Origin of the sequence: Streptomyces sp. NPDC059454, from assembly GCF_042749965.1 — a bacterium.
In the GTDB taxonomy this organism is placed as follows: Bacteria; Actinomycetota; Actinomycetes; order Streptomycetales; family Streptomycetaceae; genus Streptomyces.
This window is the reverse complement of sequence record NZ_JBHYVC010000015.1, coordinates 104,228-125,955: the sequence shown is the minus strand read 5'-3', so window position 1 is coordinate 125,955 and position 21,728 is coordinate 104,228. Positions and strand designations below refer to the sequence as shown.

At 73.0% G+C, this 21,728-nt stretch carries 23 protein-coding genes and 1 pseudogene; 13 read left to right on the top strand and 11 right to left on the bottom strand.

Annotation, left to right across the window (positions count from 1 at the left end; all coding sequences use genetic code 11):
• A partial coding sequence (locus ACFXAE_RS13880) for a maltotransferase domain-containing protein (RefSeq protein ID WP_384712944.1) occupies positions 1-573 on the bottom strand: 573 nt, incomplete at its 3' end.
• A gap of 73 nt (positions 574-646) precedes the next feature.
• Positions 647-949 (bottom strand): DUF5133 domain-containing protein, encoded by a 303-nt coding sequence (locus tag ACFXAE_RS13875; protein WP_384712941.1) that lies wholly within the window; start codon positions 947-949, stop codon positions 647-649.
• Positions 950-1,303: 354 nt separating this feature from the next.
• On the opposite strand from ACFXAE_RS13875, the gene ACFXAE_RS13870 reads away from it, so the two are divergent.
• Positions 1,304-1,816: a pep a2 gene (locus ACFXAE_RS13870; protein ID WP_384712938.1), complete on the top strand. Its 513-nt coding sequence runs from the start codon at positions 1,304-1,306 to the stop codon at positions 1,814-1,816.
• A complete protein-coding gene (gene glgX / locus ACFXAE_RS13865) occupies positions 1,813-3,960 on the top strand; it encodes a glycogen debranching protein GlgX (RefSeq protein ID WP_384712934.1) in 2,148 nt (715 codons plus the stop codon). Before ACFXAE_RS13870 ends, glgX begins: the two co-directional genes overlap by 4 nt.
• 21 nt (positions 3,961-3,981) lie before the next feature.
• Here glgX and ACFXAE_RS13860 read toward each other — a convergent pair whose 3' ends face one another.
• A complete protein-coding gene (locus tag ACFXAE_RS13860; RefSeq protein WP_384712931.1) occupies positions 3,982-4,785 on the bottom strand; it encodes a VOC family protein in 804 nt (267 codons plus the stop codon).
• A 204-nt stretch (positions 4,786-4,989) separates the two neighbouring features.
• Between ACFXAE_RS13860 and ACFXAE_RS13855 the strand changes: the two genes are divergently transcribed.
• Positions 4,990-5,355, top strand: a complete 366-nt coding sequence (locus tag ACFXAE_RS13855) for an ANTAR domain-containing protein (protein WP_384712928.1) — start codon at positions 4,990-4,992, stop codon at positions 5,353-5,355.
• Positions 5,356-5,435: 80 nt separating this feature from the next.
• Here ACFXAE_RS13855 and ACFXAE_RS13850 read toward each other — a convergent pair whose 3' ends face one another.
• The gene (locus ACFXAE_RS13850; protein WP_384712924.1) at positions 5,436-6,227 is read right to left on the bottom strand and encodes an RNA polymerase sigma factor SigF; all 792 of its coding nucleotides are present in this window, start codon (positions 6,225-6,227) and stop codon (positions 5,436-5,438) included.
• Positions 6,228-6,725: 498 nt separating this feature from the next.
• On the opposite strand from ACFXAE_RS13850, the gene ACFXAE_RS13845 reads away from it, so the two are divergent.
• Positions 6,726-7,247 (top strand): hypothetical protein, encoded by a 522-nt coding sequence (locus tag ACFXAE_RS13845; protein WP_384712921.1) that lies wholly within the window; start codon positions 6,726-6,728, stop codon positions 7,245-7,247.
• A gap of 8 nt (positions 7,248-7,255) precedes the next feature.
• Here ACFXAE_RS13845 and hemC read toward each other — a convergent pair whose 3' ends face one another.
• Together hemC and ACFXAE_RS13835 are read right to left on the bottom strand one after the other, a co-directional pair.
• Positions 7,256-8,191 (bottom strand): hydroxymethylbilane synthase, encoded by a 936-nt coding sequence (gene hemC / locus ACFXAE_RS13840; RefSeq protein WP_384712918.1) that lies wholly within the window; start codon positions 8,189-8,191, stop codon positions 7,256-7,258.
• 80 nt (positions 8,192-8,271) lie between these two features.
• The gene (locus tag ACFXAE_RS13835; RefSeq protein WP_384712915.1) at positions 8,272-9,048 is read right to left on the bottom strand and encodes an NPP1 family protein; all 777 of its coding nucleotides are present in this window, start codon (positions 9,046-9,048) and stop codon (positions 8,272-8,274) included.
• Between the two features lie 425 nt (positions 9,049-9,473).
• Here ACFXAE_RS13835 and ACFXAE_RS13830 point away from each other — a divergent pair, with 425 nt between their 5' ends.
• The 4 genes and pseudogenes from ACFXAE_RS13830 to ACFXAE_RS13815 form a co-directional block, all read left to right on the top strand.
• Positions 9,474-9,968, top strand: coding sequence for a MarR family winged helix-turn-helix transcriptional regulator (locus tag ACFXAE_RS13830; RefSeq protein ID WP_384712912.1), 495 nt, complete (start codon positions 9,474-9,476; stop codon positions 9,966-9,968).
• A 91-nt stretch (positions 9,969-10,059) separates the two neighbouring features.
• Entirely contained in the window at positions 10,060-10,440 is a 381-nt protein-coding gene (locus ACFXAE_RS13825; RefSeq protein ID WP_384712909.1) for a MauE/DoxX family redox-associated membrane protein, read from the top strand.
• Positions 10,437-10,895, top strand: coding sequence for a peroxiredoxin (locus tag ACFXAE_RS13820; RefSeq protein WP_384712906.1), 459 nt, complete (start codon positions 10,437-10,439; stop codon positions 10,893-10,895). Before ACFXAE_RS13825 ends, ACFXAE_RS13820 begins: the two co-directional genes overlap by 4 nt.
• 60 nt (positions 10,896-10,955) lie before the next feature.
• A pseudogene (locus tag ACFXAE_RS13815) lies at positions 10,956-11,120 on the top strand (PAS domain-containing protein); the annotation flags it as partial.
• 258 nt (positions 11,121-11,378) lie between these two features.
• Here ACFXAE_RS13815 and ACFXAE_RS13810 read toward each other — a convergent pair.
• A complete protein-coding gene (locus ACFXAE_RS13810) occupies positions 11,379-12,209 on the bottom strand; it encodes an aldo/keto reductase (RefSeq protein WP_384712903.1) in 831 nt (276 codons plus the stop codon).
• A 114-nt stretch (positions 12,210-12,323) separates the two neighbouring features.
• On the opposite strand from ACFXAE_RS13810, the gene ACFXAE_RS13805 reads away from it, so the two are divergent.
• The gene (locus tag ACFXAE_RS13805) at positions 12,324-13,289 is read left to right on the top strand and encodes a TauD/TfdA dioxygenase family protein (RefSeq protein ID WP_384712900.1); all 966 of its coding nucleotides are present in this window, start codon (positions 12,324-12,326) and stop codon (positions 13,287-13,289) included.
• Positions 13,290-13,300: 11 nt separating this feature from the next.
• Here the strand turns inward: ACFXAE_RS13805 and ACFXAE_RS13800 are convergent, their stop codons facing one another.
• The 3 genes from ACFXAE_RS13800 to ACFXAE_RS13790 all read right to left on the bottom strand — a co-directional run bounded on the left by ACFXAE_RS13800 (position 13,301) and on the right by ACFXAE_RS13790 (position 16,349).
• Positions 13,301-14,806, bottom strand: coding sequence for a metallophosphoesterase family protein (locus ACFXAE_RS13800; protein WP_384712897.1), 1,506 nt, complete (start codon positions 14,804-14,806; stop codon positions 13,301-13,303).
• 88 nt (positions 14,807-14,894) lie between these two features.
• Positions 14,895-15,650 carry a dienelactone hydrolase family protein gene (locus ACFXAE_RS13795; RefSeq protein WP_384712894.1) on the bottom strand — a complete coding sequence of 252 codons (756 nt, stop codon included), beginning with the start codon at positions 15,648-15,650 and terminating at the stop codon, positions 14,895-14,897.
• Positions 15,651-15,728: 78 nt separating this feature from the next.
• Positions 15,729-16,349 carry an L-threonylcarbamoyladenylate synthase gene (locus ACFXAE_RS13790; protein WP_384712891.1) on the bottom strand — a complete coding sequence of 207 codons (621 nt, stop codon included), beginning with the start codon at positions 16,347-16,349 and terminating at the stop codon, positions 15,729-15,731.
• Between the two features lie 148 nt (positions 16,350-16,497).
• Between ACFXAE_RS13790 and ACFXAE_RS13785 the strand changes: the two genes are divergently transcribed.
• From ACFXAE_RS13785 to ACFXAE_RS13775, 3 genes are all read left to right on the top strand, one after another.
• Positions 16,498-17,988, top strand: coding sequence for a helix-turn-helix domain-containing protein (locus ACFXAE_RS13785; protein ID WP_384712888.1), 1,491 nt, complete (start codon positions 16,498-16,500; stop codon positions 17,986-17,988).
• 209 nt (positions 17,989-18,197) lie between these two features.
• Positions 18,198-18,434, top strand: a complete 237-nt coding sequence (locus ACFXAE_RS13780) for a hypothetical protein (RefSeq protein ID WP_030869562.1) — start codon at positions 18,198-18,200, stop codon at positions 18,432-18,434.
• Between the two features lie 205 nt (positions 18,435-18,639).
• Complete coding sequence (locus tag ACFXAE_RS13775; protein WP_384712885.1) at positions 18,640-20,298, top strand: catalase; 1,659 nt, start codon at positions 18,640-18,642, stop codon at positions 20,296-20,298.
• Between the two features lies 1 nt (position 20,299).
• On the opposite strand, the gene ACFXAE_RS13770 is transcribed toward ACFXAE_RS13775, so the two are convergent.
• The gene (locus ACFXAE_RS13770; protein ID WP_384712882.1) at positions 20,300-21,181 is read right to left on the bottom strand and encodes a fructosamine kinase family protein; all 882 of its coding nucleotides are present in this window, start codon (positions 21,179-21,181) and stop codon (positions 20,300-20,302) included.
• 155 nt (positions 21,182-21,336) lie between these two features.
• Between ACFXAE_RS13770 and ACFXAE_RS13765 the strand changes: the two genes are divergently transcribed.
• Positions 21,337-21,660 carry a hypothetical protein gene (locus tag ACFXAE_RS13765; RefSeq protein WP_361744937.1) on the top strand — a complete coding sequence of 108 codons (324 nt, stop codon included), beginning with the start codon at positions 21,337-21,339 and terminating at the stop codon, positions 21,658-21,660.
• Positions 21,661-21,728 lie beyond the last annotated feature (68 nt).

Genomic DNA, 21,728 nt, shown 5'->3' with positions numbered 1-21,728 from the left:
CAGCGGCAGCGGCTCGCTGCTGGTGACCAGCTCCCGCAGCGGATGCCGGGCCAGCACCGCCTCCACCTCCGGCGTCAACGCCGCCGCCAGCCGGGTGGCACAGGGCAGGGTGTCGTCCCGCAGGGTCTCGGCCGCGGCGAGGACCACGGCCTGTCCGTCCTCCCGCGGAATCCCGGCGGCCGCGCGCTCGTGGAGATCGGCGCCCTCCTCCAGTACCAGGCCGGTGTCGATGCCCGCCGGGACCTTGATGCCGGCGGTCCTGCGCCAGGTGGCCACGGGATCGCCCCAGGCCTCGACGCGGTAGGTCCACCGGCCCGGGCCGTCCGCGACGACCTCCGCGCCCCACCGGTCGCTGCCGGGCGCGAGCTCCCGCATCGGCGTGAAAGGACCCGGACGTCCCTCGGGGTCCTTCAGCACCACATCAGCGGCCACCGCGTCGTGGCCCTCCCGGAAGAGCGTGGCCGTGACCTCGAACGTCTCGCCGACGACGGCCTTGGCCGGCCGCCTGCCGCAGTCGACGGACGGCCGGACGTCCCGTACCGGGACACGACCGATGGTCCGGGTCGTCTTCATGGGTCTGTGCACCTCCGCCGTGCTCGACGCCCGGGCGGGCGCCCGGGCGTGGGACCAAACAGCGGCGGGAAGGTCACTGCCTTCCCGCCGGGGAGCGCCGCCCGATGGCCGGGGGACCCCGTCGGACCACGGTCGCCGGACGGGGCGTGTCGTTCTGTTCCTGCAGGTAGGTGACGGGGGTGGTGCGCAGGTACCGCTCGGCGGCGTCCGCCGCCTCCCGCGCGCAGCGCTTGCCCATCAGCACACAGAGGGTGTAGCCGGCGTCCTCGAAGGTGGCCCGTACCGTGTGATCGGTCGGGGCCGCCAGCATCACGCGTTCCCAGGCCCGGTACCGACGCAATTGCCGGGCGACTTCGGCTTTGGCGGGTAGCAGCATGGCGCCGTGCACCTTTCCGGGGCTCGATTCGAGGCGCGTTGTCCCGGCGGTCGGGGCGGCGGCCGTGCGCGCAGATGCACGGACCCGTAACGGCGATCGAGGTCTTCACACATGGTGCACGGGTGATGACGCAACGTCTTGTTGGCTTTTCAATCACTCGGGGCGGTCCGCCGCGGCTCTCTCCCGCTCGAATTCCGCCCCACGGGTCACGGTCGCGCGCTCGTGTTGCACGAACGGCCCAACCCCCTCACTCTGAAGGTGACTCAGAAGCGATACCCGCTCACGTTCCGTGTCCGGGGGCTCGCCCCGCGGGGGCGAGGAGGGACGAGAGCTTCGCGTGAGGAGCCAACGACCATGAAGACCGCAGTGCCCTGCTACTACCACCTCGACGTGGAAGTCAGCCCCGAGAGGGTGGGACAGGTCAGTCGCATACTGGCCGCTCACCTCCGGTTCTGGGATCTGGAGAACCTGATCGAGCCCGTCTGCGGCGGTGCCGAGATGCTGCTGCGGGCCATCGACGAGCACGCCACCGACAAGAACACGTCGATCGAGATGTGGTGGAACGGCCAGCACCTCATCACGGCCGTCGGGGACAACGACCGCGCCCTGCGCCCCGACCAGGAGCTGCGCGGCTGCCTCGAGCACATCGCGGCGAGCAGCGACGGCTGGGGCTGCTGCGCCACCGAGAACGGCAGCAAGGTCATCTGGTTCTCGCAGCGCGCCCGCGCCGGCGAACGCGTCCCCCTCGTGCCGACCGCGCCCGACCCGCGCGAGAGCGAGGGCCTGGAGCTGCCCCGCGAGGTGAGCGTGGCCATGCTCACCGGCCGGGTACGAACGCCGGGCGGCCTCCTGGAGGAGGTCCGGTGACCCGGCGACAGAACCGGAAAGGGGCGCCCGCCTGGAGCGGGCGCCCCTACCCGCTGGGTGCGTCCTACGACGGCGAGGGCACCAACTTCGCGCTCTTCAGCGAGGTCGCCGAACGCGTGGACCTGGTCCTGTTCGACGACGAGGGCCGGCCCACCACCGTACGGCTCACCGAGGTCGACGGCTTCGTCCGGCACGGCTACCTCCCCGGCGTCGGCCCCGGACAGCGCTACGGCTACCGGGTGCACGGACCCTGGGCCCCGGCGGCAGGTGACCGCTGCAACCCGGCGAAACTGCTCCTCGACCCCTACGCCACCGCGGTGGACGGGCAGATCGACAACCACCCCTCGCTGTACGAGCGCGACCCGCACGGCCCCGACCGGGCCGACAGCGCCGGACACACCGTGCTCGGCGTGGTGACCGACCCCGCCTTCGACTGGGGTGACGACACCCGGCCCTGCCGCCCCTACTCCGACACCGTGATCTACGAGGCCCACGTCAAGGGCCTCACCCGCACCCACCCCGACGTCCCCGCGGAACTCCGGGGCACCTACGCAGGACTGGCACACCCCGCGGTGGTCGGGCACCTCACCTCGCTGGGCGTCACTGCCGTGGAACTGATGCCGGTCCACCAGTTCGTCCAGGACGGCGTGCTGCAGGGCCGTGACCTGGCCAACTACTGGGGTTACAACACCATCGGCTTCTTCGCCCCGCACAACGCCTACGCCGCCCACGGCACCCGCGGCGGGCAGGTCACCGAGTTCAAGGAGATGGTGAAGACCCTGCACGCGGCCGGACTCGAGGTGATCCTCGACGTCGTCTACAACCACACCGCCGAGGGCAACGAGAAGGGTCCCACCCTCTCCTTCCGGGGCATCGACAACTCCTCGTACTACCGCCTGGTGGACGGCGACTGGTCGCACTACTACGACACCACCGGCACCGGCAACAGCCTGCTGATGCGCCACCCCTACGTTCTCCAGCTGATCATGGACTCGCTCAGGTACTGGGTCACCGAGATGCACGTCGACGGCTTCCGCTTCGACCTCGCGGCCACCCTGGCCCGGCAGTTCCACGAGGTCGACCGGCTGTCGGCGTTCTTCGACCTCATCCAGCAGGACCCCGTGATCAGCCGCGTCAAGCTGATCGCCGAACCCTGGGACGTGGGCGAGGGCGGCTACCAGGTGGGCAACTTCCCCCCGCTGTGGTCGGAGTGGAACGGCCTGTACCGGGACGCCGTACGGGACTTCTGGCGCGGCGAGGAACACACCCTCGGCGAGTTCGCCTCCCGGCTGACCGGCTCCTCCGACCTGTACGCGCACCACGGGCGCCGCCCCCGCGCCAGCGTCAACTTCGTCACCGCGCACGACGGCTTCACCCTGCGCGACCTCGTCTCGTACAACGACAAGCACAACGAGGCCAACGGCGAGGGCAACCGGGACGGCGAGAGCACCAACCGGTCCTGGAACTGCGGCGCCGAGGGCGCCACCCGCGACCCGGCCGTGCTCGAACTGCGCGCCCGCCAGCAGCGCAACTTCCTCGCCACCCTGCTGCTGTCCCAGGGCATCCCGATGCTCTCCCACGGCGACGAACTCGGCCGCACCCAGCGCGGCAACAACAACGCCTACTGCCAGGACAACGAGATCGGCTGGATCGACTGGCGGCTCACCGGCGAACAACGCGACCTGCTGGACTTCACCCGGAGGCTGATCTCGCTGCGCCTCGCCCACCCCGTGCTGCGCCGCCGCCGCTTCTTCCGGGGCGAGACCGTGCGCCACGCCGACCAGCCGCTGCCCGACCTGGTGTGGCTGCTGCCGGACGCGCGGGAGATGACCGACGACGACTGGCTGCGCTCCGACGCCCACTCGGTCGGGGTGTTCCTCAACGGCGACGCCATCGCCGAACCCGGCCCGCGCGGCCGGCGCCTGGTCGACGACTCCTTCCTGCTGCTGCTCAACAGCCACTGGGAGCCCGTCGGCTTCCGTCTGCCGGACGCCTCCTACGGCGAGCGCTGGACGGCCCTGACCGACACCGCCGACCCGGAGGGCATCCCCGACGAGGCGGAGCACAAGGCGGGCACCACCCTCACCGTGGGCCCCCGGAGCCTGGTCCTGCTGTCCCGTGCGCCCCGCACGGCGGCACACTGACCGGCGGGACGCCACCCGGTGTCAGCGCCCGCGGCGTGACGTCACCGTGAACTGGGCGCCCTCGTTGTCGCGGAGCACGGCCTCGTCGGCGCCCAGGGACAGGACACTGCCGCCGTGCCGCTCGGCGGCGCGGGCGCAGGCGGCCACGTCCTTCACCGCGAAGTGCACCTGCCAGTGCGGCCGGATAGCCGGGTCGGGAGCCGACCCCGCCGCCCCCGACTCGATCCGCGCCACCACGTCCCCTTCACTGCGCAGCACCACTTCCTCGCCCTCGTACTGCACCTCGACGCAGCCCGGCTTGTCGGACGCCCAGTCGAAGACCCCGCCGTAGAAGATCGCGGCGTCGAAGGCGTCACGGGTGTGCAGCCGGATGAACGCGAGCTGGGCGCGGCGCCAGGTGGGCCAGTCGGTGAACAGCTCGCCCTCCCAGACCCCGAACGTCGCCCCGTCCCGGTCGGCCAGCAGCGCCGCGCGCCCGGGCGGCAGGGAGATCGGGCCGACCGCCGAGGTGCCGCCGCGCTCCTGCACCCGCGCCGCGGCCTCGTCGGCGCTGCGCACCGCGAAGTACGGCGTCCACGCCACCGCCATCTGCCACATGCCGGCGACCCCGGCGATCCCGGCCACCGGCCGGCCCTCGGACAGGGCGATGCGGAACCGGTCGCCGAGGCGCACCGGACGCCACTCCCAGCCCAGCACGGCCCCGTAGAACTCCTCGGTCGTCTTCATGTCGCGGCTGGTCAGGCTCACCCAGCAGGGTGCCCCGAACACGGAGTGCGTCGAGAAGACCTCCGTCGCACCGGCGGGGGAGGGCATGTCGTGATTCATGGCAGTCGCGTCCTGATCTCGTCGGCCCGGCAGCCACCCGGATGGCACCAGTGTCCACCGGGTACCCCTCCGGGCGCCTGCCGAGCACCCCGGCGGCGGCACCGAAACGGAAGGCCCCGCCGCCGCGGGCCACCCCGGTGGCGCAGGGCGGCCCCAGTGGCGACGATGGATGGATCGGACACTGGGTGAAGGCACTCAAGCACTATGCGAAGGCACCACGAGAGCGGCACACCGGACCCGGAGGTGACCATGCCCACGGACGGGGGCGCGGACCGCATCCTCCAGCTGGAGGAAGAGGTACAGCAGCTGAAGGAAGCGGTCGTCTCGCACGCGGTGGTGGACCAGGCGATCGGCATGATCGTCGCGCTCGGGCGGGTCTCGCCCGACCAGGGCTGGACCGTGCTGAAGGAGGTCTCCCAGCGCACGAACATCAAACTCCGCAACGTGGCCGACCTGATCCTCGTCTGGGGACGCACCGGGCTCCTGCCGGCGGAGGTGCGGACGGTGCTGGAGGAGGTCCTGGACCGGCTCGGCCCCACCCAGATCCCGGGCGCGCCGCCGGAGGGCTGACGCGCCCCGCTCAGCCCGCCCCGCCGGAGGGCTGACGCGCCCCGCTCAGCCCGCCCCGCCGGAGGGCTGACGCGCCCCGCTCAGCCGGTCTCGGCGAGCAGTTCCTCGCGCAGCTGGGCGAAGCAGCCGCTGAGCAGCCGGGAGACGTGCATCTGCGAGATGCCGAGCTGCTCGGCGATGCCGCTCTGCGTCATCCCCCGGAAGAACCTCAGATAGAGGATGAGCCGCTCGCGCTCCGGCAGCGCCTCCAGACAGGGCCGCACCGCCACCCGGTCGACGACGGTGTCGTAGGCCGGGTCCGGGCCGCCGATCGCGTCGCCCAGGGCGTAACCGTCGGTGCCCGGCATCTCCGCCTCCAGCGACAGGGCGGAGAAGCACTCCAGGGCCTCCATCCCGGTGCGCACCTCGCTCTCGGTCAGCCGGGTGTGCGCGGCGATCTCGGCGATCGTGGGAGAGCGGCCCGGAGTGGTCTGCGCCAGCTCCTTCGTCGCGTGCCGCACACGGTTGCGCAGGTCCTGGACCCGGCGCGGCACGTGCAGCGTCCACATGTGGTCGCGGAAGTGGCGCTTGATCTCGCCGGTGACGGTCGGCACGGCGTACGCCTCGAAGGCGTTGCCGCGCGCCGGGTCGTAGTGGTCCACGGCCTTGACCAGACCGAGGGCCGCCACCTGGTACAGATCCTCCAGGGCCTCACCGCGGCCCCGGAAACGGACGGCGATGCGCTCGGCCATGGGCAGCCAGGCCGTGACCAGTGCGTCGCGCAGCATCCTGCGCTCGGGCCCTTCGGGCAGCCGGGCCAGGCGCGCGAAGTCCCCCGCCGTGTCGGGGGCGTCGTCGTGGGAGTGCTGCTTCCTGGGACTGACGGTACGCATCACGCGCACCTCCCTGAGCGGGGTGCCGGATGGACAGAACCCGTGGGAAGCTCCGGCTCGGACCGCGACAGGCCCGCGGCCGGCGAAGCGGTTCCCACGGACGTGCCTCCTGTCCGAAGCACTGAGAATTCCCTTCCCCGTGGTCCGTCGTTCCAAAACGTTTCCCGGAATCCGGCGGAGGAAATTGCCGACGGGCGCACGGTGTGAAATCGAGTGCATTCGTGGCGTGAAATTCCCCGCGGCGGAGCGGGCGGCTCCGGGCCGGCCCGTCCCCGCTGTCGCGGACCGCTCGGACGGCGTGCCGGTGATCACGGCGCCGGACGTGATGTGCGGCACGCCCTCGCCGGCCGCCGGCCGGCCGGCCGGGGGATTCCTCCAGCGCAGCGCTTGATCACCGATCGGCTCGGGTGAACCGCCTGACCACGGCGCATTCCGCTCATTTGACAGTGCGCGGAGGCCGCGGATAGGAAGCATCGGACAGAAGTCGAGAGGTGCACTGTGTACGAGCCGAACGTGGTCGGGGACTGGCAGGAGTACGACGAGCATGCCGGTCTGCGGGTCCGCGTCCACCGTCTGGAACCCGGCGAACCGCCGAGGGGACGGGACGACGCCGCCGAGGGGCTGACGTACTTCCGTGTCCGCGTGACCGTCGAGAATCGCGGCGACCGGCCTTTCTGCATTCACGTCGAGGACGGCCAGATCGACGTGCGGACCGGCCCCGACGGCGAGGGCGCGTTCATCGACTGGCGCAACTCGCAGTTCATCGAGGGCTTCGACGTCCACCCGCTGCGCCGCGCCACCGCCGTCCTCTACGCGGCCGGCCCCGAGGCGGCCCTGAGCCAGGTCGACGTCCAGGTCCAGCTGCGCGTCGACGAGGAGTGGGCCGGGCGCCGGCTGTGGGCGGGCGGCATCGGCGTGCACGAGGGGTCCGCGGGGGCGCCCGCGGGCGCGTGCCGGGACAGCCTCGCCCAGCAGGTGAGCGTCTTCCTGCAGGAGCAGGCGGAGGAAGGCACCGCCTGAGCGTCGCGTCAGTGCGGGATGCCGTCGATGATCTCGCGGGCGCCCTGACGCAGCAGCGCCACGGCGACCGAGGTGCCGAGCGTGGCCGGGTCGAGCCGCCCCGCCCACTCGTGCGCGTTCAGCCGGGTCTTGCCGTCCGGGGTGAAGACACACGCCCGCAGGGACAGTTCGCCGCCGCGGTCCACCCGTGCGTAGCCGGCGATCGGGCTGTTGCAGTGTCCCTGCAGTACATGCAGGAACATGCGTTCGGCGGCGGCCTCGCGATGGGTGTCCGGGTGGCCGAGGGCGCTGACCGCGTCGATCAGGCCGGTGTCGCCCTCACGGCACTGCAGCGCGAGGATGCCCGCACCGATGGGCGGCATCATGGCCTCGGGGGAGAGCACCTCGCTGATCACGTCGGTGCGGCCGATCCGTTCCAGGCCGGAGACGGCCAGCAGCAGGGCGTCCGCCTCCCCGGCGGCGAGCTTCTCCAGCCGCCGGTTGGCGTTGCCTCGCAGCGGTACGCACGTCAGGTGCGGGTGGGTGGCGGCCAGTTGGGCGACCCGGCGCACCGAGGAGGTGCCGATCCGGGTACCGGGCGCGAGTTCGTCCAGGGTGAGGCCGTCCGGGTGCACGAGGGCGTCGCGGATGTCGTCCCGCTCCAGGAACGCGGCGAACACCGTGCCCGCGGGGAGCGGCCGGTCGGCGGGCACGTCCTTGACGCAGTGCACGGCGACGTCCGCCTCACCGGCGAGCAGCGCGGCGTCCACCTCCTTGGTGAACGCGCCCTTGCCCTCCACCTTCGACAGATCGCCGAGCCACTTGTCCCCGGTCGTCCTCACCGGTACGACCTCGGTGCGCGCACCGGGACGGGCGGCGGCCAGCTCGGCCCGGACGCGTTCCACCTGGGCGAGCGCCATGGGCGAGTCGCGGGAGACGATACGGATCAGTTCGGGGGTGGACATGCCGACACGATAGACCCTCGAAGGGTCCCGCCCGGGCCGGGACGCCGAACGGCGCCCCGGCGTCAACGAGCAGGATACGGTCAGGCGTTCGGGTCGAACGGGATGCCGGAGGGCTTGGCCGCGGCGAGGTGGGAGGTGAAGCTGCCGTCCTTCAGGCCGAAGTGGGCGCTGCCGAAGTCGTACGAGCTGAGCTTGGAGCGCAGCCCCGCCGGGTAGCCGTTCCAGCCGACCAGTGCCGGGTACTGCCAGTTGCCCCTGTGATTCTCCGGCGGCTCGTCGCCCGAGCCGGCGAGGCGGAAGCAGTGGGTGCCGATGCCGTCCTTGTGGTACACGATCTTCGGATGCGTGCCGTCGAAGCGGACCGCCGAGCGGGCGTGGACCGTGAACGAACCGTGGTTGGACGTCGAGACGTACTGGACGGTGTCGTTCTGCACCCACACCACGACGTGCTCCCAGTCGTGGCGGTGGCCCCCGAGGCTGGTGCCCGGCAGGGCCTGGTCCTTCTCGAAGTACAGGCCGTAGACGACGGCGCACCAGCCGTTGTTGCACGTGGAGCGGGAGTAGCCGTTGGTGCTGTCCAGGTCCGAGGCGTCACGGCAGTTGCCGTTGAGGGCGCCGGTCGGGTTGAGGCCGGTGTTGACGGAGCCGTCCGGGCCGATCGCCGCCGTGGGGTAGCAGCCGTCGGTGTCGTAGTCGTAGGCGGGCTGGTACGTCCGCTCCAGGGCGTCCGCGTTGGCCGGCAGGGCGGGCGGGGGTGCGGCGAAGGCGGTGGCGGGAAAGGCGATGACGAGCGCGGCCGCGCCGGCCAGGCCGGTCAGCCATCTCCTGCGGTGCGTTCGGAACGTGCTCGACGGCACTGCGTCCTCCTCGTGGTCCGGGCGCAGCCAACGGCTGTGGGGGAATGAGGAGTTGAGCATCCCGGCTGGACGTATACATGCCAAGAGGGTGTGGGCGTACCACTGGTGAAGCGCGGCCCAACACTCTCCGTGCCGGATTCCGGATCGCACCGGGTCGTCCGGAATGCCGGCCGCCGCCTCCTCGGGTGCGAGGCGGGGCCCCGGGCGCGGCCGGGGCGGCACGCCCTCGCGGGTGCGGGTGCCGTGGCGGACCTCGCCGGCCGGGGCGCCGCCCGGTGCGGCCGGCGCCGGGCGGGAGAGGTGCGCGTCGGTGGCCGCCGCCCGCAACGGTCGGCGGGGCCCCGTGCGTCAGGCCCCGCTCCGGCCGGCCGTGAGGGGAGCAGGCATTTGATTGAGTTACGCAACGAGATGGTAAAGTGCGGCGCATGTCCACACCCGACGTCCCCGCCCCTGCGGAAGTGGCCGAGATCGAGCGCGCGCTCCACCGCCTCACCTATCTGAGTACGCGCGCACGCCGGCACGAGCGGCTGATGGCCCTGGCGGGGGTGCCGCTGGACCGGGCCGCCGTCGCCCTGCTGCGGCAGATGGCGGACACCGAGCCGATGCGGCCGGGGGAGCTGGCCGCCCGGCTGGGCGTGGAGGCCTCGCACGTCACCCGCACGGTGCAGCAACTGCAGAAGTCCGGCCATGTCACCCGCGTCCCGGACCCCGACGACCGCCGCGCCCGGCGCATCGAGCTGACCGGGAGCGGCCGGGAGGCCATCGTCCGGATCCGGGAGGCGGGAGTCCGGGGCATGCGGGTGGCCCTGGCCGACTGGTCGCCCGACGACCTGCGGCAGCTCGCCACCCTCTTCCACCGCATGGTCGACGACTTCCTCGCCCACGCCGCCGAGGAGCCGGAACCCGTTCGGGGCGCCTGACGGCGGCGCCGGGACGGCGGGTGCAGAGGCCGGCGCCCCGCCGTACTTACCGTCGGGTAATATCGCGCGGCAGGCCATCAGAGGAGGAACCGTGTCCCGGTCCGAACGCTCGCCCCTGCTGCTCGCCGGCCTGCTGGCCGCCGCGGGCACCGCCCACTTCGCCGCCCCCCGCCAGTTCGACCACACCGTGCCGCGCTCGCTGCCCGGCTCGCCCCGGACCTGGACCTACGCCAGCGGCGCCGTCGAACTCGCGCTGGCCGCCGGGCTGGCGCTGCCCCGCACCCGCAAGGCCGCCGCGCTGGCCGCGGCGGCCTTCTTCGTCGGCGTGTTCCCCGCCAACGTGAAGATGGCCGTCGACTGGCGGCACCGCCCCGCCCCGCAGAAGGCCGCGGCCCTCGGCCGGCTGCCCCTGCAGGTGCCGCTGGTGCTGTGGGCGCGCGGCGTCGCCAAGGGCGCGGAGGGCCGGCCGTGAGCGGGCGGGTGGAGAAGGGCGACACGGCCCCGGACTTCGCGCTCCCGGACGAGACCGGCACCGTCCGCCGGCTCTCGGAGCTGCTCACCGAGGGGCCGGTGGTGCTGTTCTTCTACCCGGCCGCGCTGAGCCCCGGCTGCACCGCGCAGGCCTGCCACTTCCGCGACCTCGCCGCCGAGTTCGCCGCGGTGGGCGCGCGGCCTGTGGGCATCAGCTCGGACGCCGTCGAACGGCAGGCGGAGTTCGCCGGACGGCACTCCCTCGGCATGCCCCTGCTGTCCGACGCCGACGGCACGGTCCGTGAGCGGTTCGGCGTGAAGCGGGGAATCGCCCTGGCGCCGACGAAACGGGCCACCTTCGTCATCGGCCGGGACCGCACCGTCCTGGAGGTCGTACGCAGCGAACTGCGCATGAACACCCACGCGGACCGGGCGCTCGCCGCGCTCCGCGCGTAGCACGGCCCCGGGCGGACCGTCGCGGTTGATGCGGGACCGCGACGGGATGATCCCGGACGAATGGATGACGCCTCCGCCGCGATGGTCGTCGATGCCCGCGGCATCGTGACGGGGTGGAGCGAGGGCGCCCGGCGGCTGACCGGACACCCGGCCGAGGAGGCCGTGGGACGGGCCGCACGGGCGCTGCTCGCCGAGGACGCGCCGTCCGGCACCGCGCCCACGCCTACGACGAGGGCGGCCGCGGACTGATGCCGGTGGCCCAGCTCACCCGGCGCCGGGGCAGCCGCCGGACGGACGGCGGCAGGACGATCCGGGCGGAACAGCCGCTGCCGTGATCCGCCGCTCGGTCCCGTCGGACTCCGCGGCGGCCCGGGCGGGGGCCGGCCGCAACGCGCCGGCCGCGTCCACCGAGGATCGGCGGCCGAGCCCTTCGGGACCGGCCGGGACCTCGGCGCGTCGCCCACCCGGAGCCGGAAGCCGACGTCAGAACTCCTCGTGCACCTCCGGATCCCCGCCGATCCGCCGATGGGCGCGGTCGGCGATCGTCCGCATCTGGGCGGCGTCCAGTTCGAAGCCGAAGACGTCGAGGTTCGCGCGCTGCCGCCCCGGATCGGACGACTTGGGGACGGGGAGCACGCCCAGCTGGACGTGCCAGCGCAGCACCGCCTGGGCCGGGGTGACCCCGTGCGCCTCGGCGACGGCGGCCACGGCCAGGTCGTCCAGGAGCGTCGAGCCCCGGCCGAGCGGGCTCCAGCTCTCGATCAGTACGCCCTTGCCGGCGTGGTACGCCCGCAGTTCCTCCTGCGGGAAGAAGGGATGCAGTTCGATCTGGTTGACCGAGGGCAGCACCCCGGTCTCCTTCTCCAGCCGCTCGATGTGGGCGGGCGTGAAGTTGGAGACGCCGATCGACCGGACCAGACCGTCCTCCCGCAGCTTGATCATGGCCTTCCAGGAGTCGACGTACCGGTCGACGCGGGGGAGCGGCCAGTGGATCAGGTAGAGGTCGACGTACTCCAGACCGAGCCGGGCGCGGGACTCCTCGAAGGAGGCGAGGGTCTCCTCGTGGCCGTGGTGCCGGCCCGGGAGCTTCGTCGTCACGACGACCTCCTCGCGCGGGACGCCGGCCCGGGCCACGGCACGGCCGACACCGGTCTCGTTGCGGTAGTTGGCCGCCGTGTCGACGAGGCGGTAGCCCGCCCGGAGGGCCTCGGCCACCGCCCGCTCCGCCTCGGCGTCGTCCATCGGCCAGGTGCCCAGGCCCAGGGCGGGGATCGTGGTGCCGTCGTTGAGGGTACGGCTCGGGATGCTGCTCACCAGGGTGCCTTCCCGTTGACAGTGTCGTCCTCCCAGCGTCGGGGACGAGGGGGTCAATGATCAACCGGACGGGTAGGGGGACCGGTGGTGACGACCGACGGAGTGGGGGACCGCATGACGACGCACAGGGACGGCGCGGGGGAGGGCACGGCGGTGGAGGTGCGCCCGGTGGCCGGGCACATCGGGGCCGAGGTCACCGGCGTCGACCTCGCCGGTGACCTCGACGACGCCGTGATCGCCGCCATCAGGGCGGCGGTGCTCCGCTGGAAGGTGGTGTTCTTCCGCGGACAGCTCCTCGACCACGCCGGACATGTGGCCCTGGCCCGCCGGTTCGGCGAACCGGTCGTGCTGCCCCGGCGCGGGAAGGCCTCACCCCCGGACTTCCCCGAGATCGAGACCACCGCCGACCGGCTGGAACTCGGCGGACGCTTCGGCATGGAGCACGACGAGTGGCTGCGGCGCCGCCGCCACACCCTGCTGCGCGGCTGGCACTGCGACCACGGCGCCCGCGTCGACCCGCCGGCCGCGACGATCCTGCGCGCCGAGACCGTCCCGCCCTACGGCGGCGACACCACCTGGTCGAACCTGGCCGCGGCGTACGCCGGACTGTCCGCCCCGGTGCGGGAGTTCGCCGACCGGCTGCGCGCCGAGCACCGGCTGGGGGTCGGCTACCAGCCCCGCCCCGGCGACGACGCCTACCTGCGCCACCTGCTGGACCGCCAGACCGCCTCGGAGCACCCCTTGGTGCGCGTCCACCCGGAGACCGGGGAGCGGGTGCTGTTCGTCAACGGCTACTACGTCGAGCAGATCACCGGTCTGTCCCGCCCCGAGAGCGCGGCCGTCCTTCAGATGCTCCTCGAGCAGGCCACCCGGCCCGAGTACACGGTACGGCTGCGCTGGGAGCCGGGCAGCGTGGCGTTCTGGGACAACCGGGCCACCATCCATCTGGCCCCGGGTGACACGGCCCACCTCGACCATCCGCGGATCATGCACCGGGTGATGCTCGCCGGTGACGTCCCGGTCGGCGTGGACGGCCGGCCCTCGCAGCCGGTCACCGGCACCGCGCCGGGCCGCTGGTAGCGGGCCCGCGCTCAGGTCAGCGGGATGGTCACCTCGTCCTCGACCGGCGGGGCGACCTCCTGCGCGCGAAGCCCGGTGGCCGCGTGACAGCGCAGCCGGATCGCCTCCGGACTCACGTCCAGCCGCAGGAAGCACTTGAAGAACGGCGGGCTGTAGGTGGCCGAACCCGGTGAGAACAGCGACGTGTAGGCCTTGCGCACGGGCAGCCGCAGCCGCTTGCCCCGGTCGGGCCGGCGGCCGGTGCCGAGCAGCCCGGCGACCAGCCGCATCCGGCGGGTGACCTGCGGCGGCGCGCCCGGGACGCGGGTGGGCCCGATGCCGAGGCGCTCGGCGATCACGGCCGCCGCCTCCGCGTCGCTGAGGGCGAAGAAGCGGCGCAGCCGCAGCCGGCGCCCGTAGAGCGCGCTGTAGAAGGCGAGGGAGTCGCCGCGCAGCGGATAGCAGCGGAAGTCCCGCTCGGTGACACCGGCGACGTCCACCCGGGGGATGGTGTGGGTGGCGTGCGTGAACGCCCCGCCGCCGCCCGCCACCACGTACTGCAGGGTGCGCCCGTCCTCCAGCCGCACCGGATAGCGCTGGTAGTTGTGGATGTCGCCGCCTATCGCGGCCACGTAGTGGTGACCGGGGTCGCGGACGATGTCGTCGACGGTGCCGCCGCCCTCGATCGGGCACGGGTGGTGCTCACCGTCCACGTACAGGGGCGAGCCCGTGACGAGGACCTTCGGGCGCGGGCCGCGGGAGACCTCGCGCAGCCACGCGCCCTGCTCGGCGTCGACGGTGCCCAGCAGTCCCGTGTCGATGCCGACGATCCGCACCGGCCCGGCGTCGATCGCCCAGTACGGCCCCGGCTGCACCGCCTGCTGGGCGGGCGCGGACCGCATCCTCCGTGCCTCGTCCAGGCGCCCGCCGTCCCCGGCGCGCGGCCGGTGCCACAGCAGGGAGCGCAGCCGGGCCCGGCTGAACGGGCGCGCCGCCGGTCCTGGCGGCAGCGGCGGGGCGTCGCCGCAGAAGACGCGTATGAAGGCACCCAGGTCCTCGTACCAGTCGTGGTTGCCCGGTATCGCGTAGATCGGCGCCCGGTAGTCCCGGTACGGGCGGAAGAACTTGGTGCCGTAGTCGTCGGCGCTGCCCACCGGGTAGATCACATCACTGGCGAGCACGGCGAAGGCGGTGTCCCGGCCCTCCTCCAGCAGCCCGGGCACCACCGCGTACTGGGGCTCGTCGCCCTCGCCGGTGTCGCCGATCACCAGGAACGAGAACCGGTCCGGGTCGTCGCGCCGGATCACCTTGTCGGCGGGCGCGCCGGCCGCCTCCCGCTGGGCCACCCAGCGGGAGCGGGTGCCTCCCGTGGGATCGCCGAACCAGGAGGCCAGCACCCCGTTGCGGGCGGCCCACAGCATTCTCGGGTCGAGCCAGGAGATCTTCTCGACCCGGTGCGGCATCAGCCGCCGGTACACACCGCGTTCGCCGGCGCCCCAGCCGGCGCCCTCGGAGGTATCGCGTGAGGATTCGGACACCGGTGCACCGTAACAACGGTGCGGTGCACCGCCGGTGGGCGGGGTACCGGCGAACCGCCTTCACGCGGCGTCGAGTTGGGGACAGCGGTCAGAGGGCGCGTGCCAGCAGGCCGAGCAGTGCCGCCCAGTGGCGCTCGTCCGCCTCCTTGTCGTACGCGGCCGTGTCGGACTGGGTGTAGCCGTGCGGGGCCCCGGCGTACACCTCGCAGCGGTGCCGGACGCCGGCCCGCGTCAGTGCCCGCTCCAGCCGCTCGATCTGCTCCTCGGGCAGTGAGGGGTCCTGGTCGGCGTGGCCGAAGTACACCTCGGCGGTGATCCGGTCGGCCACCAGGTGCGGACTGTCCGGCGCGTCCGTCGCCAGCCGGCCGCCGTGGAACCCGGCCGCGGCGGCCACCCGGTCCGGGTGGGTTCCCGCGGTGCGCAGGGCGAGCGCCGCGCCCATGCAGTAGCCGGTCACCGCGACCGGGCCGTCGGCCGCCGCCGGGCAGTCGGCGAGCCACCGCAGATACGCTCCCGCGTCACGCGTCGCCCGCTCGGGCGTGAGCTGCCGCATCACCGGCATGAGGCGCCGCAGCAGCCGGCCCCGCGACGCGTCGTCGACGAACTCGGGCAGCGCGGCCACCGGCGCGGGCCCGCGCCGGTAGAACACATTGGGCACCAGGACGGTGTACCCGGCCTCCGCCAGCCGGTCGGCCATGGCCCGCAGCCGCGGACGCACACCGAAGGCGTCCATGTACAGCAGCACCCCCGGCCGGGGTCCCCCGTCGACGGGATGCGTCAGATACGCGTCCGCGGTGCCGTCCCCGGTGGGGACGCCGACGGTCGTTCCCTGTACGGCGGTCATCGCTGCGCTGCCTCTCGAAGGGTGTGGATCACGCCCATCGTGACACGCCGGCCGGGCGCGGCGGACGGCGCGGCGCCCTCACTCGAACCGCGAGACGTCGCCCGCGCCCCGCCGTACGATCTCCGCCTCGCCGCCCGAGAAGTCGATCACCGTGGTCGGCTCGGTGCCGCAGTCGCCGGAGTCGAGCACCGCGTCCACCTGGTGGTCGAGCAGGTCCTTGATCTCCCAGCCCTGGGTCAGCGGCTCGTCCTCGCCGGGCAGCAGCAGGGTGCTGGACAGCAGGGGCTCACCGAGTTCGGCCAGCAGGGCCTGGGTGACGACGTGGTCCGGGATGCGCACGCCGACCGTCTTCTTCTTGGGGTGCATCAGCATCCGCGGCACCTCCTTCGTCGCGGGCAGGATGAACGTGTAGCTGCCCGGGGTCGACGCCTTCACCGCGCGGAACACGTCGTTGTCGATCCGCACGAACTGGCCGAGCTGCGCGAAGTCCCGGCACATCAGGGTGAAGTGGTGCCGGTCGTCCAGCTTGCGGATCGTGCGGATCCGGTCGATGCCGGTCCGGCTGCCCAGACGGCAGCCGAGTGCGTAGCAGGAGTCCGTGGGGTACGCGACAAGGGCGTCGGAGCGGATGCTGTCGGCGACCTGCGCGATGGTGCGCGGCTGGGGGTTGTCGGGGTGAACGTCGAAGTACTTCGCCATTCACCGAGCTTATGCCGCCCGCGCGCGAGGACCGCACACGCCGTCCCGGAGGCGTGGTGGGCCGCTGCGCCGGGATGAGCCGCGCACACGGGTGAGGTAACGTCCCCGGCCTGGGCGGGGACGACGAGTGGAGGAGGGGAGCGCCGGGGTGGCAGGTCGTGGGGACGGGATCCGGCGGACGCCGGCGGCGGCCGGGGAGCATCCGGCGTGGGCGCGGGAGCTGCTCGAACATCTGCGTCCGGCCGGACGGGACGTCGGCAGGGTCGTCGACTGGCTGGCCGCCACCGCGCACGCGGAGGTGTCCCTCCAGGACGCCGCCGGCACACTGCTCGCCGGTATCCGGCTGCCGCTGGAGGATTCCCTCGTCGCCGACCTCGGCTCCGGCCGGATCGCCTCCGCCGCCTGGGAGGGGGAGGGGCGCCATGTGCGCCTGGTGGGGATCGGGCACCCCTCGGGGACCTGTGTGCTGGCCGTCTCCCGCGAGGCCCCCTTCGACCGGCACACCTCCGACGTCGTCACGCACACCGCCCAGGTGATCGAACTCCTGCTGACCGCCCACGAGACCACCGCCGCCGGACACCGGCTGCGGCGGGCCACCGCCGATCTGCGCCTCGCGATCCTGCAGTTGCTGATGGTCGAGGACACCGTCGCCGCCCGCCGGGTCGCCGCCGGACTCTGGCCCGGCCTGCTCGACGCCGACACGGCCTGCGTCTACGTCGTCGAGTCCGCGCCCGCCCTGCGCGACCGGCTCGCCGCGGAGTGCCTGGACACCACGCGCGAGCAGGCGCTGGTCGTGCGCTGCCCGGCGATGGACGGGCACGTGATCGTCGTCAGTCCCCGCGAGGCCACCGCCGGCGAGCTGCGGTCACTGGTCGAACGGCATCCGGACACCTTCCTCGGCGGCAGTGTGTGGCAGAGCCTCGCCCGTACCGCCACCGCGTACGGGCAGGCCGTCAGCGCCCTGGCGGTGGCACGCTTCCGCGCCGACAAGACGGCCGTGTACGCCGAACGCACCCATCCGGAGCGGCTGATGGACCCCGCCGCGCTGCGCGGCTGGGCGGCCCGGGTGCTGCGCCCGCTCGACGCGCTGCCGCACCACACCCGCGCCGAACTCCTCGCCACCACCCGCCTCGGCCTGGAGTTCACCGCCGTCAACACCGCCAAGATCCTCGGCGTCAGCCGCAACACCGTGCGGGCCCGCATGGAACGCGTCGAGGCCATGCTCGGCGTGGACTTCGACGACGTCACCGCCCGCGCCGTGGTGCACCTGGCGCTCCACACCCAGATCAACCTCCTGGACGGGCAGGCGGGCGGCGCCCCCGCGGCGCACTCCCCGGGCCTCGCCGGCCTGCTGGCCGGCCCCGCCGTCGGAGGCTGGGCGCGGGAGCTGCTGGGGAGGCTGGAGGGGGACGCCCGGAACGTGCGCCGCACCCTGCGCACCTGGATCGCGGCCGGGGGCAACGCCGAGCGGGCCGCGCAGAGCCTGGGCGTGCACGCCCAGACCGTGCGCGAGCACGTGCGCAGCGCCGAACCGGTCCTGGAACGCCAGTTGCTGGCCACCGGGACCGACCTGTACGAGGTCGTGCTGGCCCATCTGGCGGCGGGTGACCTGGAACAGCCGGTGCTCACGGACGGGTGAACCGGGCCTTTCGGACTCAGTTGTGCACGGATGAGCCCTCCGGCGGCCGCAGCGGGCATCGGTGCGATACACAGCACCGCCCCGTTGCGCATAGTTTCGGCACACGGCGAGGGCACGACCGGAACGGGGGACCGGTCGCGCCCCGCCGCTTTTTGTCGCTGTGTGCCTCCGGCGGGTACGGGTACCCGACCGCCGCTGTGGAGGCCCGGATGACCAGCGAGACGGAGACCGGCGGCGTCACCGGCACGCAGGACAAGGACTACAACCTGATCTGGTACGTCGAGGCGTGCCTGAGCAACGCACTGCGCCTGGAGAGCTACATCCAGGACGCCGAGCGCGCCAAGGACACCGAGGTCGCCGACCTGTTCCGCAAGGCCCAGGCGGACAGCCGCAAGGGCGCGGAACTCGGCAAGGGGCTGCTGCGCGCACGCCTGAACGGCGGCTGAACACGCGCTTCGCGAGGCCCGGCCGCCGCGCACGACCGCGGCGGCCGGGCCCGTGCCGGCGCGGGCCGCCTCCCGCGCACGGCCTGACGCAACCGGCCTGACGCAACCGGCGGCTCCCCGAGTCGCCGACCGCGGTGATGCGCGGCAGCATGGCCCTCGTACGCGCCACCGCGGGGGGGTCGAGCAGTTCAAGGAGCCCACGATCATGACGGACGTTTCGAGCCGGGGCCCCGCTCCGGGCGACGACCGCAAGGTACTCACCAACCGGCAGGGCCACCCGGTCTATGACAACCAGAACCAGCGCACCGTCGGCTCCCGCGGCCCGGCCACGCTGGAGAACTACCAGTTCCTGGAGAAGATCAGCCACTTCGACCGGGAGCGCATCCCCGAACGCGTGGTGCACGCCCGCGGCGTCACCGCGTACGGCTACTTCGAGGCGTACGGGAAGTGGGGCGACGAGCCGGTCTCCCGCTACACCCGGGCCAAGCTCTTCCAGGAGCAGGGCAAACGCACGGACCTGGCCGTCCGCTTCTCCACCGTCATCGGCGGACGCGACTCCTCCGAGGCCGCCCGCGACCCCCGAGGCTTCGCGGTGAAGTTCTACACCGAGGACGGCAACTGGGACCTCGTCGGCAACAACCTGGGCGTCTTCTTCATCCGGGACGCCATCAAGTTCCCGGACGTCATCCACGCCCTCAAGCCCGACCCGGTCACCTTCGAGCAGCAGCCGCGCCGCATCTTCGACTTCATGTCGCAGACCCCCGAGTCGATGCACATGCTGGTCAACCTGTTCAGCCCGCGCGGCATCCCGGCGGACTACCGCCACATGCAGGGCTTCGGTGTGAACACCTACAAGTGGGTCGACGCCGAGGGCAACACCAAGCTGGTCAAGTACCACTGGATGCCCAAGCAGGGCGTGCGCAGCATGACCGCGGAGGACGCGGCGAACGTCCAGGCGGACGGCCTCGGCCACGCCACCAAGGACCTGTACGAGGCGGTGGAACGCGGCGAGTACCCCGAGTGGGAACTGCTGGTCCAGATGATGGACGACCACGACCACCCGGAGCTGGACTTCGACCCGCTGGACGACACCAAGACCTGGCCCGAGCAGGACTTCCCGCCCAAGCCGGTGGGCCGTATGGTGCTGAACCGGATGCCGGACAACTTCTTCGCCGAGAACGAGCAGATCTCCTTCGGCACCGGCGTCCTCGTCGACGGACTGGACTTCTCCGACGACAAGATGCTCGTCGGCCGGACCTTCTCCTACAGCGACACCCAGCGCCACCGGGTCGGCCCCAACTACCTCCAGCTGCCGGTCAACCAGGCCAAGCACGCGGATGTGCGCACCAACCAGCGCGACGGGCAGATGACGTACCGCCAGGACGGTGCCGGCGAGAACCCGAGCGTGAACTACGAGCCGTCGATCACCGGCGGACTGCGCGAGGGCCAGTACCCGACGCACGACGACCAGGGGCCGGAGATCCGGGGCCGGCTCACCCGCAAGCGCATCGAGCGCACCAACGACTACCTCCAGGCGGGCCAGCGGTACTGCCTGATGGAGGACTGGGAGCGCGACGACCTGGTGAAGAACTTCGTCGACCTGATCTCCCAGTGCGACCGGGAGGTGCAGGAGCGCATGGTGTGGCACTTCCTGCTGGTCGAGAACGACCTCGGCCGCAGGGTCGGTGAGGGACTCGGGATCATGCCGGAGGACGTCGCCCACCTGGAACCCCTGGCGAGCCAGGACCTCACCGACGAGGACCGCAAGCGGCTGGCCAACCTCGGCGACAACCCGCCCCGCGACGTCGAGGGACTCACCATGACCCACTGCGTCCCCGACGAACGGCACGTGGTGACCCGGTGAGTCACCCGGCCGACCGCGCCACCGCGAGCGCCTGCCCGGCGTAACCGCGCCCGAACAGCACGGCGTGCACCAGCAGCGGGAACAGCTGGTGCACGCCGACGCGCGTCCGCCACCCGTCGGCGAGCGGCGCCGCCTCCTGGTAGCCGTCCAGCACCGCCTCCAGATGGGGGCAGCCGAACAGGGCGAGCATCGCGAGGTCGGTCTCCCGGTGCCCGCCGTGGGCGGCCGGGTCGATCAGCCGGACGTGTCCGTCGGCGCCCCAGAGCACATTGCCGTTCCACAGGTCGCCGTGCAGCCGCGCGGGCGGCTCGGCGGGCCCGGCGAGCTCCGGCAGCCGCTCACAGACCCGTTCGACGACGCCCGCCTCACCGGCGGTGACGGTGCCGTCGTCGACCGCCCGGCGCAGATACGGCAGCACCCGGTGCCCGGCGTACCAGCCGGGCCAGTCGTCGCCGGTGACGTTGCGCATCGGGGCGAGCCCGATGAACGCCTCCACCGGGCCGCCGGGCGGCGGCGCCCCGAAGGCCGGCGCGCCGGCGGCGTGCAGCGCGGCCAGCTCCCGGCCGAACCGCAGCGCCGCCTCCCGCCCGGGCGGGCCCTGCGCCACCCGGTCGACGACCAGCCGGTGCGCGTCGTGACCGTGCACCACCGGCACCCGCACCGTCCCGGTCCCGGCCAGCCAGCGCAGCCCCGCCGCCTCGGCGCGCGCGGCCTGCGCTCCGGCGGCGCTCTTGACGACCACCACCCGGCCGTCGTCGAGAGTGACCTCGGCGAGTGAGCCGGACAGCGTACGCACACCGGTCACCGACCGCCCGGTGAACCGGGCCGCCACGGCCCCGGGCCCGTCACCGTCACGGGCGGCCGGACCGGGAGCGGAACTCATGGGCGGACTCCTCACGTACGGGTGCACGGGCGGGCGGTCGTGCCCAGGGTAAGGGCTCCTCCTACGCCCGCGTCCGCCGCCGGCCGGTCACGCGGGACGGTGAAATCCCGGCCGCCGCCGATCGAAGGGAACCGTGCCGGGGGAGCACTCGGAGCATGACGAGTTCATCGTTCCAGCGCACCCTCACCCTGCCCGCCGCGCTGTGCGAACAGGCCGCACAGCATCTGGAGCAGGCCGCCCGGCGGACCGTCGACGGCGCCGGGATCCCGCTGAAGGCGTTCCGCGCGGCCGCCGACAGCGACTACACCCTCCCGGTGTCCGTGGTGGAGCAGGCGGCGGGCTGCCTGCTGGTCCTGGCCACGGAGACCGCCCAGACCGTACGGCCCTCGGCCCTGCGCACCACCATCGGTGTCGCCCTGTGCCTGCGCGACGCCGTCCAGGCCGTCCACCGGCCCGCGCTCACCACCCGCTTCTGGTGAGGGCGCGCCGCATGGTCCCCGCCCGGCGGGGAACCCGGCGCACCTCCGCCACCCACACCTCCAGGAGA